This window comes from Pseudoroseicyclus sp. CXY001, assembly GCF_041714655.1.
Classification (GTDB): Bacteria; Pseudomonadota; Alphaproteobacteria; order Rhodobacterales; family Rhodobacteraceae; genus Pseudoroseicyclus_A.
Genome location: NZ_CP168219.1, coordinates 579,365 through 592,576, shown reverse-complemented (window position 1 = coordinate 592,576; position 13,212 = coordinate 579,365). Strand labels below are relative to the sequence as shown.

Below are 13,212 nucleotides of genomic sequence, written 5' to 3'. Positions count from 1 at the left end.
CTCCGGTTCTGTCTGGTGTTGCGCCTTACCTAGCCCTCCCCCGGCCGGAGGGCCAGCCGGCGGCTCTGGACCTCCCCCCCGGGCTCTGCCAATCCATGGCCCATGCTCGCCGCCATCCTGCCCATCGCCCTCACCATTGCCGCCGGCTTCGCGCTGAAGGCCTCGGGCATCATCCCGCGGGAAAGCTGGGGGCCGATCGAGACGCTCTGCTACCGGCTGCTCTTCCCCGTGCTCCTCATCGACATCATCTCCAATGCCGATCTCGCCTTCGGGGCGCTGGCGGATTACGCCGTGGCGATCCTTGTGACGCTCGCTGCCGGCGGCGCCCTGGCGCTCGCCGCCTCGGCCCGGATGGACGGCCCCGCCCGCACGACGATCTTCCAGACCGCGACCCGGTGGAACGGCTTCCTCGCGCTCGCGGCGGCGCCCGGCTTTCTGGGCGCGGAGGGCGCGCCCCTCATCGCCATGGCCATGGTCGTCATCATCGCGCCGGTGAACATCGCCTGCGTGCTCGTCCTCTCTCGCTGGGGCAGCGCCGATCCCTCGCTCGCCGGCATGGCGAAGAGCATCGGGCGCAATCCGCTGGTGCAGGGCAGCCTCATCGGGCTCGCCATGAACCTCGCCGGGCTGCATCTGCCGGGCATCCTGCAGACCACCTTCGAGATGATCGGCGCCGGGGGCCTCGGCATCGCGCTCCTCTGCGTCGGCGCGGGGATCGAGGCGGGGCGCCTGCGGCGGCTCACCGGCGCCACGCTCCTCGGCCTCGCCTTCCGTCCTGTGTTGATGCCGGCGCTCTTCCTCGCCGCCGCCTGGGCGCTCGGCCTCGGCGAGCTGGAACGGCTGGCGGGCGTTCTCGCCTTCGCCGTGCCCACCGCCGCCAACGGCTATATCGTCGCCCGCGCCATGGGCGGCGACGCGCCGCTCTATGCCGAGATCATGGCCTGGCAGACGCTCCTCGCCATTGCCGCCCTGCCGCTCTGGGCGGCCCTCGCCTGAAGGAGACGCGGATGACCGAGATCACGCTCACCCTCACCCCGCCCGACACCCCCGACGCGCTCTTCTGCCTGCAAAGCTACTACGCCGAACTCGCGGCGCGCTTTCCGGGCGGCTTCGACGTGGCGCTCTCCGCCGATCCCGACCGAGCCGCCCTCTCCCCGCCCCTCGGCGCCTTCTGGGTGGCGCGGGCGGCAGGCGAGGCCATGGGCTGCTGCGGGCTCAAGGGCAACGGCTCTGAGGTCGGCGAGGTGAAGCGCCTCTGGGTCTCCCCCGACGCGCGCGGACAGGGGCTCGCCCGGCGCTTCATGGCGGCTTGCGAGGCCGAGGCGCGCCGGCTCGGCATGACGCGGCTGCGGCTCGACACCAATTCGGCGCTGCCCGAGGCCGTGGCGCTCTACCGCAACAGCGGCTGGCGCGAGATTCCGCGGTTCAACGCCGACCCCTATCCGGACGTCTTCTTCGAGAAGGACCTCTGAGCCCTCCAGCCCCGTTGAAGGCGGGCGCCTTACGCTATATCCCCCGCCCGTCAGAGGCACCCGTCAGAGGCAAAGGAGAGCGGCATGGCGTCCTACCAGTATGTCTACCACATGGACGGGGTCTCGAAGGCCTATGCCGGTGGCAAGAAGGTGTTCGAGAACATCCGCCTCTCCTTCCTGCCGGGGGTGAAGATCGGCGTCGTCGGCGTCAACGGCGCCGGCAAGTCGTCCCTCATGCGCATCATGGCCGGGCAAGACAAGGATTTCACCGGCGAGGCCTGGGCCGCCGAGGGCGCCCGCGTCGGCTATCTGCCGCAGGAGCCGCATCTCGACGAGACCAAGACCGTCCGCGAGAACGTCATGGACGGCGTCGCCGCGAAGCGCGCCATCCTCGAGCGCTACAACGAGCTCGCCATGAACTACTCCGACGAGACCGCCGAGGAGATGGCGAAGCTGCAGGACGAGATCGACGCGCAGGACCTCTGGGACCTCGACGCCCAGGTCGACGTCTCGATGGAGGCGCTCCGATGCCCGCCCGACGATGCCGATGTCTCGAGCCTCTCGGGCGGCGAGCGGCGCCGCGTGGCGCTCTGCAAGCTGCTCCTCGAGGCGCCCGACATGCTCCTCCTCGACGAGCCGACGAACCACCTCGATGCCGAGACCATCGCCTGGCTGCAGAACCACCTCATCGCCTACAAGGGCACGATCCTGATCGTCACCCACGACCGCTACTTCCTCGACGACATCACCTCGTGGATCCTCGAGCTCGACCGCGGCCGCGGTGTGCCGTGGGAGGGCAATTATTCCTCGTGGCTGGAGCAGAAGGCGAAGCGCCTCGGCCAGGAGGCCCGCGAGGACAAGGCCCGCCAGAAGACGCTGGAACGCGAGCTCGAATGGATGCGCCAGGGCGCCAAGGCCCGGCAGGCCAAGCAGAAGGCGCGGATCAACGCCTATGAAGAGCTCGCCGGCCAGTCCGAGCGTGAGAAGATCTCGCGCGCGCAGATCGTCATCCCCAACGGGCCGCGACTCGGCGGCAAGGTGATCGAGGTCGAGGGGCTGAAGAAGGCCATGGGCGACAAGCTCCTGATCGAGGATCTGTCGTTCGCCCTACCCCCCGGCGGCATCGTCGGGGTCATCGGCCCCAACGGCGCCGGCAAGTCGACGCTCTTCCGGATGCTGACGGGGCAGCTGGAGCCCGACGCGGGCACGGTCGAATACGGCGACACGGTGAAGTTGAGCTTCGTCGACCAGTCGCGGGACACTTTGGACGACAAGGCGACGGTCTGGGAGGAGATTTCGGGCGGCGCCGAGCTCATCTCCCTCGGCGACGCCGAGGTCAATTCTCGCGCCTATTGCGGCTCGTTCAACTTCAAGGGCTCGGACCAGCAGAAGAAGGTCGGGCTCCTGTCGGGCGGTGAGCGGAACCGGGTCCACATGGCCAAGCTCCTGAAATCGGGCGGCAACGTGCTACTGTTGGACGAGCCGACGAACGACCTCGATGTGGAGACGCTGCGGGCGCTGGAAGACGCGCTGGTCGATTTCGCCGGCTGCGCCGTGGTGATCTCCCACGACCGCTTCTTCCTCGACCGGATCTGCACCCACATCCTCGCCTTCGAAGGCGAGGCGCATGTGGAGTGGTTCGAGGGCAACTTCGAGGATTACGAGGAAGACAAGAAGCGCCGGCTGGGCGTGGATGCGCTGGAGCCGAAGCGGGTGAAGTTCAAGAAGTTCGCGCGGTAGACACTACATGCTGGGGCGGGTAGAACAGCTTTCCACAAGGCCCCGCGATCGCCGCGTTAGTGCCCTTGAAAGAACTAGATCGTAATGCTACGTGCGAGTCACGAGAGGCGGTTAGCGTAAGCGCCGCCCTCATTCCAGGGCCCGCACTTCGGTGCGGGCTTCTGTGTTTATGCTCTTCGCATATCTAGATGAATTCGGCCATATCGGGCCCTATTGCGGTCGAGATGGCCGCAAACACAACGAGAGCCCCGTCTTTGGCCTCGCAGGAATGATCCTGCCCGAAACCGCAGTAAGGCCATTCGCTTCTTTTATCTTGGATCAGAAGAAGAAGAACTTTCAGCATGACCTTCGTGCTAATGGAAAGATGCCCGCGAAGTGGGAAAAGAAAGGAACTTCGTTCATCCGACCGAAGACGCTCAGAGAATATCCTGAATTGCGTCGATTGGTCCACCGAACCTTCAAAAAGGTCAGCGACCTAGGCGGCCGAACCTTCTACTATGGCAGAGAGAAGAAGCTAGGCGTTGTAGATGGTCTGAATCCTATTGGACTGCATACCACTTGCTTTGCCCATGCTTTGAGAAAACTTGATCGGTACGCTGCGTCGAGGAATGAACAGTTTGTCGTCGTAATGGATCAACATCAAGCCCGTAAGGAACTGCTGGAATGTGCCTCCAAGACAATGTTCGGCAGTGAGCCATGTCTGAACTTGGCAGGTCAGCCCTTCGAGGTGGAGTCTCACCTTGATCAGAATATTCAGGCAGCAGACTGGATTGCCACTGTCGTTGGACGCCTGAAGGCCTATGAGTGTCTGCCGGATGAGTTTCCAGACTACGATTACATCGACAAGCTGTTCGGAGAACGGCTCGCGGCAACAAGTACTCATAGCATCTTGGAGAAGCGGAGCAGGAAGGAGGCCAACACAAGGACGCTTGGCCCCCTATCTGACCTGGGCCGAATGCTGGAAGAAAAAGCACAACTTGAAAACCAAATGCGGCGGGATGCGAGCAAGGCACGACCGATTGGTCAGCGGTAGCCTCTGCGGTGCAAGCTCAGACCAAAGGGTGCTGCAAGAGGCGTCGTCAAGTGAAGAAGACATGAAGGCAATGCTAGAACGGTAACATCGCGAAGCCCCCCTTGCCACACCCCCCCTTCCCGTGCCATACGCCTCCTCGCTACGATTTCTATTCGATCCCCTGTTCCCCTAACCGGTACGCAGTCTCGAACTTGAACTGACGAGCCGGGCTGCCGCAGTGTCGCGGGCAGCGAACAGATAGGATACTCACATGGCCACTGGCACCGTGAAATGGTTCAACACCACCAAAGGCTTCGGCTTCATCGCTCCTGAGACCGGCGGCAAGGACGTGTTCGTCCACATCTCCGCCGTCGAGCGCTCCGGCCTCTCCGGCCTCGCCGACAACCAGAAGGTCACCTACGACCTCGAGTCCGGCCGTGACGGCCGCGAATCGGCGGTGAACCTGGCGCTCGCCTGAGCCCCACGCACCCGATCAACGGAAAAGGGCGCCCTCGCGGGCGCCCTTTTTCGTTCTCCAATCCGGCTCAGTTCGCGCGGTCGTTCACGCCGCCCATAGTGGCGGTGTATTGATCGGTCTCGCCGCCGGTCGTGACCGTCGCGGTCCCCGGTCCCCAGAGCCATTGCGCCTCGCCGCCGTAGAGATTGCCGCGCAGGTCGACGCGGACGTCCGAGACCTCGGGCCCCCAGTAGAGCGTGCCACGGCCGCCGGCCTCGACGCTGCCCGGCGCGTTGGCGGGCATCCTTCCGTTGATCGGCACGCTGCCGCCCGCCACATGGCCGGCGCGGTCGTGGAAATCCCACAGCGAGCCGCGCACCCGGTCGGTGCCGAAATCGAGCGTCACCGCCATGGCGGCCACGTAATCGGGGTCCTTCACGTCGCTGCCGAAGCTGACGGCGCCGTTGTAGGTCGCCGTGCCGAGCGTCGGCACCAGCACCGCCGGCATCGGCTGGCCGCCATAGACCTGATCGAGCACCCGGCCGCCGGCGGCAACGCGCTCTTCCTTGCCGGCGAGGTCGGTCGTGTAGCTCTCGCTGCCGCCGGGCGTCGGCGAGCCGCCACCGCCGCCGCCACCCCCGGGCGCGGGGCCTGCGCTGCAGGCGGCGAGAAGGGCGAGAGCGGTCAGCGCGGGCGCCGCGCGAGAGAGCCGATGGCGCAGGGACATACCTGTCACTCCTGAGCTGGAAGGGGTCCAACGATTGATGCGCCCTTGTCCCCCCTCAATTTGGCGAAAACTTGACCGAAAGACGGAAAGCGCGCATCGCGGGAACCTCTTGGCCTCTCAAGGCGTTGCGCCTGACAATCGCTCACAATTTCGGGAGGCCGGCATGGCCCTGTCCACCATTCTCATCATCATCCTGATCCTGCTGCTCATCGGCGCGCTGCCCACCTGGGGCTATTCGCGCAACTGGGGCTACGCGCCCACGGGCGGCCTCGGGCTGGTGCTGGTCATCATCATCATTCTCGCCCTGATGGGCGTGTTCTGAGGACAGCACAGATGAAAGGCATTCTTGCCTGGATCATCGGAATTCCGATTCCGATCATCATTCTACTCTATCTCTTCGACGTCTTCTGAAGAGACCGGGGGCGGGCCTGCCGAAAGGCGAGGGCCCGCCCCTATTCCGAGAGCCGGCCGATCCCCGCCCCGGCAAATCCCTGCCCCCGCCCCCGGCGCGTCATGATCCGGCCCGAATGGTCCCGTCCCATGAGGGGACAGCAAGGGGATGCCCATGGCCACCGCTCTCATGATCTGCACCGGCGCTCTCGGCGTCATCGCCGCGGCGATCAGCCTCATTGTCTTCGGGGCGGGCTGGCCGCTGGCCCTCTGCCTCTACCTGGCGCCCGGGCCCATTGCGGCGGGGCTGCTGCTCTCTGCCGCGCGGCCCCCGGCCCCGCCCCCGCAGGGCGGAGGGCCCCATTTGCCGGCTGCGCTGCGGGTCATTTGATGGCCGCGAATCACCTTGATTGATCCTAGGTAAATCTGGAAGATTACGCGTGCGAGTTACTTCATCTGCCCACTCTTCTTCCGAAGGCCAAGCACGATCGACGCGACGCGCCAGGCCGCTGCCTAAAGCGAGCGGCACCGGACAGGAGTGATGCCGATGGCAACCGGCACCGTGAAATGGTTCAATACCACCAAGGGGTATGGCTTCATTGCGCCTGATGGCGGCGCGAAGGACGTGTTCGTCCATATTTCCGCCGTCGAACGCTCGGGCCTTACCGGGCTCGCCGACAATCAAAAGGTGACCTACGACCTCGAGACCGGCCGCGACGGCCGGCAGAGCGCCGTGAACATCTCCCTCGCCTGAGGAGAGACCGGATGTCGGGGGCGGCGGAGCGATCTGCCGCCCTCTTGCTTTGTGCCCCCGCTCGCCGCTCCCCCTATCGACCGGGGTCAGCCACGGGCTCGACGCGGAAGGTCCCGGCCGGGGCCGGTGCCATCAGCGGCGTGACCGCCGCCCGGTCGCCGGTGAGCCACACGGCCACATCCTCGGGGCGGAGCACCACCGCCATCCGGTCATGCACCTCCGCCACCTCCGGGTTGGGCTTGCAGGTGACCGGCGCCACCTGGAGGAGCGACGCGCCTCCCGGCGCCTGCCAGACATCGCTGATCGCGGCGAAGAGCAGCGGCGCGCCATCCGCGCGGGTGATCCGCCAGACTTCCTTGGTGCGCGTCTTGCCCGTCCATTCGTACCAGCCCGAGACGGGGATCACCGCGCGCCCGGTCCCCGCATAGGCGCTCTTGTCGAAGACCGTCTCCGAGCGCGCGTTGACGATGCGCTCCATGACCGGGCGCCCCCGCGCGTTCACGCGGCCGACCGGCACGATGCCCCAGCGCGCGCGGGCCGGGCCGTCGGGGAGGAGCGCGAGGATCTCCTCGCCCGGCGCGATATTGTCCCGCGGGGACGCCTCCACCGTCACGCCCAGCGCCGCAGAGAGCGCGGCGCCGTCATGCGTCAGGATCAGCCGCCCCGGCACGGGTCAGCCCGCGCCGCCCGGCAGCTCCGCCAGCTCGTCCAGCACCACGGGGCCGAGCCCCTCGACGATGCGCGCCACGCCCGCCGCATTGGGGTGGAGCCCGTCGGGCTGGATATACTCCTCCCGCGCGCTTTCGAGATCCGCTCCGAGGAGCGGCGCGAAGAAATCGCCGTAGAGCGTCAGCCCATGCGCCTCGGCCAGCGCCGGATACATGCCGTCGAAGGCCTCGCGGTAGCCAGCGCCGTAATTGCCCGCGGCGCTCATGCCGACGAGCAGCACGCGGGCGCCCGAAGCCTCCGCCTCCTCGATCATCGCCTCGAGATTGTCGCGCGCGTCGGCCGGGTCCATCCCGCGCAGCATGTCATTGGCGCCGAGGGTGAGGATCATCAGGTCCGGCCCGTCGCCCAGCGCCCAGCCGAGCCGCGCGCGCCCCATGGCCGTCGTGTCGCCTGAGACGCCGCCGTTCAGCACGCGCACATCGGCGCCGGCCTCGCGGAGCCAGGCCTCGAGCTGCGGCACGAACCCCTCCTCAACCGGCAGGCCGTAGCCTGCGGTGAGCGAATCGCCGAAGGCGAGGATCACGTCTTCGGCATGGGCCGGGGCAAAGCCCCCTGCGACGATCGCGAGCCCTGCGGCGAGGTTGCGGATGCCGCGCCGCCCCCCATATGCAAGGCCACGCGCCGCCCGGAGGAAATCTGCGATGACCGACCCCGCCCTCAGCCTCACCGACGTGACCTTTTCACTGATGGCCAATGCGGGGCGGGTGGAGATCCTCAAGGGCATCTCGATGGAGGTGCAGGCGGGGGAAACGCTGGGGCTCATCGGGCCGAGCGGGTCTGGCAAATCGTCACTCCTCATGCTCATGGGCGGGCTGGAACGCGCCACATCAGGGCGGATCAGGGCCTTGGGGCAGGATCTGACGCCCCTCGGCGAAGACGCCCTCGCCCGCTTCCGCAGGGATAATATGGGGGTCGTCTTCCAGAGCTTCCACCTCATTCCCACCATGACCGCGCTCGAGAATGTCGCGACGCCCCTCGAGCTCGCCGGCGCGAAGGACGCCTTCGCCCGGGCGGAGGCGGAGCTGGAGGCCGTCGGCCTCGGCCAGCGCGCCGGGCATTACCCGAGCCAGCTCTCCGGCGGCGAGCAGCAGCGCGTGGCGCTGGCCCGCGCCTCGGTGACGCGGCCGCGGCTGCTCCTCGCCGACGAGCCGACGGGCAATCTCGACGCCGCCACCGGCGCACAGGTGATGGACCTGCTCTTCTCTCTCCGCGACCGGCACGGCGCCACGCTCATCATGGTGACCCATGCGCCCGAGCTGGCCGAGCGCTGCGACCGCACGGTGCCGCTCCATGACGGGCGGCTGGCGGTCGGGGCGCCGGCGTGAGCCTGCCCCAGGCCGCAAGGCTGGCGCGGCGCGAGCTGCGGGGTGGGCTCCGCGGCTTCGCCATCTTCCTCGCCTGCCTGGCGCTCGGCGTCGCGGCCATCGCCGCATTGGGCTCCGTCCGCGCCGCGATCACGGCGGGGCTGGAATCGGAGGGCGCCCGGCTGCTCGGCGGCGATGCCGAGATGACCTTCACCTACCGCTTCGCCGATGAGGACGAGCTCGCCTTCATGGACGACATCGCCCTGGCCCGCTCGACCATGGTCGAGTTCCGCTCCCTCGCCACCATCGGCGAGGGCGAGGCCACCGAGCGGGCCTTGACCGAGGTCCATGCCGTCGATGACGACTATCCGCTGATCGGCGCCGTCACGCTCGACCCCGCCATGCCGCTGGCGGAGGCGCTGGCGCCGGGAGACCTGCCGGGCGCCGTGATGGAGCGGCTCCTCGCCGACCGGCTGGGCCTCGCCCCGGGCGATACCTTCCGCCTCGGCGAGCAGGAGCTGCGGCTCTCCGCCATCCTCGACAGCTACCCCGACAATGCCGCCGGCGGCTTCGGCTTCGGCCCGAAGACCATCGTCCTGACCGAGAGCCTCGCCGGCTCCGGCCTTCTGGCCGAGGGCACGCTTTTCGAGACGAAGTACCGCCTGCGCCTGCCCGAAGGCAGCGACCTCGCCGCGCTTCGCTCCGAGGCGGAGGAGCGCTTCCGCGAGGCCGGGATGCGCTGGGAAGACAGCCGGAGCGGTGCCTCCGGCGCCGAGGAATTCGTCGAGCGGCTGGCGGCCTTCCTGATCCTCATGGGGCTCGCCGGCCTCGCCGTCGGCGGGGTCGGCATCTCGTCGGCCGTGCGCGCCTATCTCGGCGCCAAGACGGCGACGATCGCGACGCTGCGCTCGCTGGGGGCCAGCCGGGGGACGGTCTTCGTCACCTACCTCCTGCAGATCGGCGCGCTGGCGGCGCTCGGCATCGCGCTCGGGCTGATCATAGGCGCCGCCCTGCCGCTGGTGCTGGCGCCCTTCCTCAGCGACGCGCTGCCGATCCCCGCGACCTTCGCGATCTACCCCGGCCCGCTGGCCGAGGCGGCCCTCTACGGCGCGCTCACCGCGCTGATCTTCACGCTCTGGCCGCTGGCGCGGACGGAGGAGGTCGGCCCCGCCGCGCTCTTCCGCGACGCGGGCGCCGGCGCCCGCCTGCCCCGGCCGCGCTACCTTCTGGCGACGGCGCTGCTCGTCGCCGCGCTCGTCGGCTCCGCCGCCTGGCTCTCCGGCAGCGCCGAGCTGACGCTCTGGGCGGCGGGCGGCATCGCCTTCGCGCTCGGCATCCTGGCGCTGGCCGCCCTTGGCCTGCGGTGGCTGGCCCGCCGGCTCGCCCGCCCCGCCCGCGGCCGCCCGGCCCTGCGGCTGGCCTTAGGCGCGGTGGGGGCGCGGGGGGGCGAGACCGTCTCGACCGTGCTCGCCCTCGGGCTTGGCCTCGCGGTGCTGGCGGCGGTCGGGCAGATCGACGGCAACATGCGCCGGGCGATCACCGGCGAGCTGCCCGAGGTCGCGCCCTCCTACTTCTTCATCGACATCCAGCCGGATCAGATGGAGGGCTTCATGGCGCGGCTGGACGGCGACCCAGCGGTGAGCCGCGTCGACGCCGCCCCCATGCTCCGCGGCATGATCACCGCCATCAACGACGTGCCCGCCTCTGAACTGCCGCCCCATTGGGTGCTGCGCTCCGACCGCGGCCTCACCTATTCCGCGAGTGTCCCGGAGCGGACGACCGTGACGGCGGGCGAATGGTGGCCGGAGGATTACGACGGCCCGCCGCAGATCTCCTTCTCCGCGCAGGAGGCGGAGGAGATCGGGCTGGTGTTAGGTGACCGGGTCACCATGAACATCCTCGGCCGGGAGTTCTCCGGCGAGGTGACCTCGTTCAGGGACGTCGATTTCTCCGGCGCCGGCATGGGCTTCGTCATGTCGATGAACCCCTCGGCCCTCGCCGGCGCGCCCCACAGCTTCATCGCCACGGTTTATGCGGAGGAGGCGGCGGAGGCCGCGATCCTCCGCGATCTCGCCAATGCCTATCCCAACATCACCGCGATCTCGATTCGCGAGGCGGTGGAGGAGGCGGCGCGACTCCTCGGCGGCATCGCCGCCGCCACGCGCTACGGCGCCGCCGTGACGCTGCTGACGGGCTTTCTCGTCCTGATCGGCGCCGCCTCGGCGGGCGAGCGGCAGCGGGCGTGGGAGGCGGCGCTCCTCAAAACGCTCGGCGCCAGCCGCGCGCGGATCCTTTGGAGCTTCGCGCTCCGCGCCTCGCTCCTCGGCCTCTCCGCCGGGATCGTGGCGCTCATCGCCGGCGTCGCCGGCGGCTGGGCGGTGATGGCGCGGCTGATGGAGACGGAGTTCGTGCCCGTCTGGGGCAATGCGCTCTTCATAACCGCCTTCGGCGCGCTCGCCTCGCTGCTCGCAGGCCTCGTCTTCGCGCTCCGCCCGCTGGCCGCCCGCCCTGCTCAGGTGCTAAGAGCCCGGGAATGACTGCTCCATTCCGCCGCATCTTCGGCTACGGCAGCCTCGTGAACCGGCTCACGCATGATCATGCCGAGGCCGAACCCGCCGAGCTGCCCGGCTTTCGCCGCCACTGGCAGGGCACGCGCCTGCGCGAAGTGGCCTATCTTTCGGTGACGGAAGGCCCGGGGGAGATCCTCGGGCTCGCCGCCGTGGTGCCGCAAGCCTCCTGGGAGGCGCTCGACGCCCGCGAGGGCGCCTACCTCCGCCACGATCACGCGGCGGGGCTGACTTTCTATCGCGTCGCGGCAGACAATGCCTCGCCTCCCGGCGAGCGGCAGCCGATCCTCCTCAGCTATCTCGACGTCGTGGTGCATGGCTTCGCGGAGGAATTCGGCGAAGCGGGCGCCCGGCATTTCTTCGAGACGACGGACGGCTGGGCGCGGCCGGTGATCGACGACCGCGCGGCGCCGATCTATCCGCGGGCGCATCCGCAGTCGCCGGCGCTGACCGGGCTGGTGGATCGTCTGCTGGCTGCTCAAAGGGGCGCCTGAAGGCGCATTTCCTTTGGTGCGGTGGGGGCTCTGCCCCCACACCCCCGGCATATTTATGGCCAGATGAAAGGCGGATCAGTCCTCGGGGCCGGCCACCTCGTCGAGGAGGCGGGTGAGGAGGAGGGCGGCGCCGCCGATCACCAGAGAGCGGCCGAGGCTGTCGGTGACATTCGTCGGCGCGAAGCTCTGCAGCCCGTCGCGCGCCCAATGGGCCGCCCGGCGGAGCCGGCCGCGGCGGGGCGCATGGCCGAGGGGGCTCGCCTCGGGGACCTCGCCGATGCCGGGGCGGGCGAGCAGCAGCGCGGCGCCGATGGCGAGCATCCCGCCGGCATAGGCGAGCGGCACCAGACGCTCCTCTCGCGAGGGGCCGCCGTCGATATCCGGCAAGATGGCCTGGCCGATGTTGGAGAAGGTGATCTTTGCCATTTTTGTCCCTCGTCAATAGCCCGGGCGTCGAGCCTGTCGCTGGATGGAACACACTTGGCGCCCGCTCCGTTCCCTCAAGGGGGAGACGCGAGGGAAGGGGCGGCAGGATGATGACCGATATGTCGATGTGGCTGATCTTGGCGCTCTTCGCGCTGGCGGGGGCCGCCGTGATCGCCGCCTCGATCCGCGCCACCGGGCTCGCCGACGTGATCGCCGACCGGACGCGGATGGGCGAGGCCATGGCCGGCGGCATCATCCTCGGGGGAGCGACCTCGCTCTCCGGCGTCGTCGTCTCGATCAGCGCCGCGGCCTCGGGGGATGCGAGCTTCGCGCTCTCGAACGCCGTCGGCGGCATCGCCGCGCAGACGCTGTTCCTCGCCCTGGCCGATCTTCTCTACAAGCGCGCCAATCTGGAACATGCCGCCGCCGAGCCGGCGAACCTCTTCCAGGCGGTAATGCTTCTGGTGCTGCTCAGCCTGCCGATCGCCGCCATCGCCGGGCCGGACATCGCCTATTTCGGCGTCCATCCCGTCTCCATCGTGCTCTTCCTCGCCTATCTGGCGGGGGTGAAGCTCGCGAGCAACGTGCGCGAGTCGCCCATGTGGCGGCCGGTGGAGACGACGGACACCCGCCATGACGACCCGGCGGACTCGGGCGAGGCGGGGCGCTCAATCCTCCGCCCGGCGCTGGCCTTCGCGGGGCTCGTCGCCATCATGGGCGGCTGCGGTTGGGTGATCGCCCAGGCGGGCGGCGAGATGATCACGCGCTTTGCGCTGTCGTCGAGCCTCGTCGGCGCGCTGGGAACCGCCGTGGTGACCTCGCTGCCGGAGCTGGTGACGACGCTGGTCGCCGTGCGCCGCGGCGCGCTGCAACTGGCGGTCGGCGGCATCATCGGCGGCAACACCTTCGACACGCTCTTCATCACCTTCTCGGACATCGCCTATCGCGACGGCTCGATCTACGCCGCCGTGGGGCCGAACGACCTGTACTGGCTGGCGACGGGGATGCTGATGACGGCCGTGCTGCTCGGCGGGCTGATCCTCAGGCAGCGCAAGGGCCCGGCGCGCATCGGCATCGAGAGCCTTCTGATGATCGCCATCTACGCCTGCGCGGTGGCGGTCGAGGTCTTCGCCCGCTAGC

16 protein-coding genes are annotated in these 13,212 nt (G+C 68.8%); 12 read left to right on the top strand and 4 right to left on the bottom strand.

The genetic code is table 11. The features are described 5' to 3' along the window. The first annotated feature begins 102 nt into the window (after positions 1-102). The 5 genes from ACAZ03_RS03125 (at position 103) to ACAZ03_RS03105 (ending at position 4,702) form a co-directional block, all read left to right on the top strand. Complete coding sequence (locus tag ACAZ03_RS03125; protein ID WP_373355900.1) at positions 103-996, top strand: AEC family transporter; 894 nt, start codon at positions 103-105, stop codon at positions 994-996. An 11-nt stretch (positions 997-1,007) separates the two neighbouring features. Further along, complete coding sequence (locus ACAZ03_RS03120) at positions 1,008-1,472, top strand: GNAT family N-acetyltransferase (protein WP_373355899.1); 465 nt, start codon at positions 1,008-1,010, stop codon at positions 1,470-1,472. Between the two features lie 84 nt (positions 1,473-1,556). Then, a complete protein-coding gene (gene ettA, locus ACAZ03_RS03115; protein ID WP_373355898.1) occupies positions 1,557-3,212 on the top strand; it encodes an energy-dependent translational throttle protein EttA in 1,656 nt (551 codons plus the stop codon). Between the two features lie 169 nt (positions 3,213-3,381). After that, positions 3,382-4,245: a DUF3800 domain-containing protein gene (locus tag ACAZ03_RS03110; RefSeq protein WP_373355897.1), complete on the top strand. Its 864-nt coding sequence runs from the start codon at positions 3,382-3,384 to the stop codon at positions 4,243-4,245. A 250-nt stretch (positions 4,246-4,495) separates the two neighbouring features. Beyond that, entirely contained in the window at positions 4,496-4,702 is a 207-nt protein-coding gene (locus ACAZ03_RS03105) for a cold-shock protein (protein ID WP_373355896.1), read from the top strand. 67 nt (positions 4,703-4,769) lie between these two features. On the opposite strand, the gene ACAZ03_RS03100 is transcribed toward ACAZ03_RS03105, so the two are convergent. Beyond that, complete coding sequence (locus ACAZ03_RS03100) at positions 4,770-5,408, bottom strand: hypothetical protein (protein ID WP_373355895.1); 639 nt, start codon at positions 5,406-5,408, stop codon at positions 4,770-4,772. 169 nt (positions 5,409-5,577) lie between these two features. Between ACAZ03_RS03100 and ACAZ03_RS03095 the strand changes: the two genes are divergently transcribed. From ACAZ03_RS03095 to ACAZ03_RS03085, 3 genes are all read left to right on the top strand, one after another. After that, a complete protein-coding gene (locus tag ACAZ03_RS03095) occupies positions 5,578-5,730 on the top strand; it encodes a DUF3309 domain-containing protein (protein ID WP_373357036.1) in 153 nt (50 codons plus the stop codon). Between the two features lie 243 nt (positions 5,731-5,973). Then, complete coding sequence (locus ACAZ03_RS03090; RefSeq protein WP_373355894.1) at positions 5,974-6,189, top strand: hypothetical protein; 216 nt, start codon at positions 5,974-5,976, stop codon at positions 6,187-6,189. A gap of 156 nt (positions 6,190-6,345) precedes the next feature. Continuing rightward, complete coding sequence (locus tag ACAZ03_RS03085) at positions 6,346-6,552, top strand: cold-shock protein (protein WP_373355893.1); 207 nt, start codon at positions 6,346-6,348, stop codon at positions 6,550-6,552. 73 nt (positions 6,553-6,625) lie between these two features. Here ACAZ03_RS03085 and ACAZ03_RS03080 read toward each other — a convergent pair whose 3' ends face one another. Both ACAZ03_RS03080 and ACAZ03_RS03075 read right to left on the bottom strand, forming a co-directional pair. Further along, a complete protein-coding gene (locus tag ACAZ03_RS03080) occupies positions 6,626-7,222 on the bottom strand; it encodes an SOS response-associated peptidase (RefSeq protein WP_373355892.1) in 597 nt (198 codons plus the stop codon). 3 nt (positions 7,223-7,225) lie between these two features. Next, the gene (locus ACAZ03_RS03075) at positions 7,226-7,948 is read right to left on the bottom strand and encodes an arylesterase (RefSeq protein WP_373355891.1); all 723 of its coding nucleotides are present in this window, start codon (positions 7,946-7,948) and stop codon (positions 7,226-7,228) included. Here ACAZ03_RS03075 and ACAZ03_RS03070 point away from each other — a divergent pair. Genes ACAZ03_RS03070 through ACAZ03_RS03060 form a run of 3 tightly spaced genes read left to right on the top strand, consistent with a single transcriptional unit; the run spans position 7,923 to position 11,646 of the window. Beyond that, a complete protein-coding gene (locus tag ACAZ03_RS03070) occupies positions 7,923-8,606 on the top strand; it encodes an ABC transporter ATP-binding protein (protein WP_373355890.1) in 684 nt (227 codons plus the stop codon). The genes ACAZ03_RS03075 and ACAZ03_RS03070 overlap by 26 nt on opposite strands. Further along, complete coding sequence (locus ACAZ03_RS03065) at positions 8,603-11,122, top strand: ABC transporter permease (RefSeq protein WP_373355889.1); 2,520 nt, start codon at positions 8,603-8,605, stop codon at positions 11,120-11,122. Before ACAZ03_RS03070 ends, ACAZ03_RS03065 begins: the two co-directional genes overlap by 4 nt. Continuing rightward, positions 11,119-11,646 carry a gamma-glutamylcyclotransferase family protein gene (locus tag ACAZ03_RS03060; RefSeq protein ID WP_373355888.1) on the top strand — a complete coding sequence of 176 codons (528 nt, stop codon included), beginning with the start codon at positions 11,119-11,121 and terminating at the stop codon, positions 11,644-11,646. The genes ACAZ03_RS03065 and ACAZ03_RS03060 overlap by 4 nt, the downstream gene beginning before the upstream one ends. A gap of 75 nt (positions 11,647-11,721) precedes the next feature. Here the strand turns inward: ACAZ03_RS03060 and ACAZ03_RS03055 are convergent, their stop codons facing one another. Next, entirely contained in the window at positions 11,722-12,072 is a 351-nt protein-coding gene (locus ACAZ03_RS03055) for a hypothetical protein (RefSeq protein WP_373355887.1), read from the bottom strand. Between the two features lie 107 nt (positions 12,073-12,179). Here ACAZ03_RS03055 and ACAZ03_RS03050 point away from each other — a divergent pair, with 107 nt between their 5' ends. Continuing rightward, positions 12,180-13,211, top strand: coding sequence for a sodium:calcium antiporter (locus tag ACAZ03_RS03050; protein WP_373355886.1), 1,032 nt, complete (start codon positions 12,180-12,182; stop codon positions 13,209-13,211). The last annotated feature ends 1 nt before the right edge of the window (position 13,212 follow it).

Coding starts and splice junctions, on each gene's coding strand:
- ACAZ03_RS03125 (WP_373355900.1), top strand. CDS start 103: ATGCTCGCCGCCATCCTGCCCATCGCCCTCACCATTGCCGCCGGCTTC.
- ACAZ03_RS03120 (WP_373355899.1), top strand. CDS start 1,008: ATGACCGAGATCACGCTCACCCTCACCCCGCCCGACACCCCCGACGCG.
- ettA (WP_373355898.1), top strand. CDS start 1,557: ATGGCGTCCTACCAGTATGTCTACCACATGGACGGGGTCTCGAAGGCC.
- ACAZ03_RS03110 (WP_373355897.1), top strand. CDS start 3,382: ATGCTCTTCGCATATCTAGATGAATTCGGCCATATCGGGCCCTATTGC.
- ACAZ03_RS03105 (WP_373355896.1), top strand. CDS start 4,496: ATGGCCACTGGCACCGTGAAATGGTTCAACACCACCAAAGGCTTCGGC.
- ACAZ03_RS03100 (WP_373355895.1), bottom strand. CDS start 5,408: ATGTCCCTGCGCCATCGGCTCTCTCGCGCGGCGCCCGCGCTGACCGCT.
- ACAZ03_RS03090 (WP_373355894.1), top strand. CDS start 5,974: ATGGCCACCGCTCTCATGATCTGCACCGGCGCTCTCGGCGTCATCGCC.
- ACAZ03_RS03085 (WP_373355893.1), top strand. CDS start 6,346: ATGGCAACCGGCACCGTGAAATGGTTCAATACCACCAAGGGGTATGGC.
- ACAZ03_RS03070 (WP_373355890.1), top strand. CDS start 7,923: ATGACCGACCCCGCCCTCAGCCTCACCGACGTGACCTTTTCACTGATG.
- ACAZ03_RS03060 (WP_373355888.1), top strand. CDS start 11,119: ATGACTGCTCCATTCCGCCGCATCTTCGGCTACGGCAGCCTCGTGAAC.
- ACAZ03_RS03055 (WP_373355887.1), bottom strand. CDS start 12,072: ATGGCAAAGATCACCTTCTCCAACATCGGCCAGGCCATCTTGCCGGAT.
- ACAZ03_RS03050 (WP_373355886.1), top strand. CDS start 12,180: ATGATGACCGATATGTCGATGTGGCTGATCTTGGCGCTCTTCGCGCTG.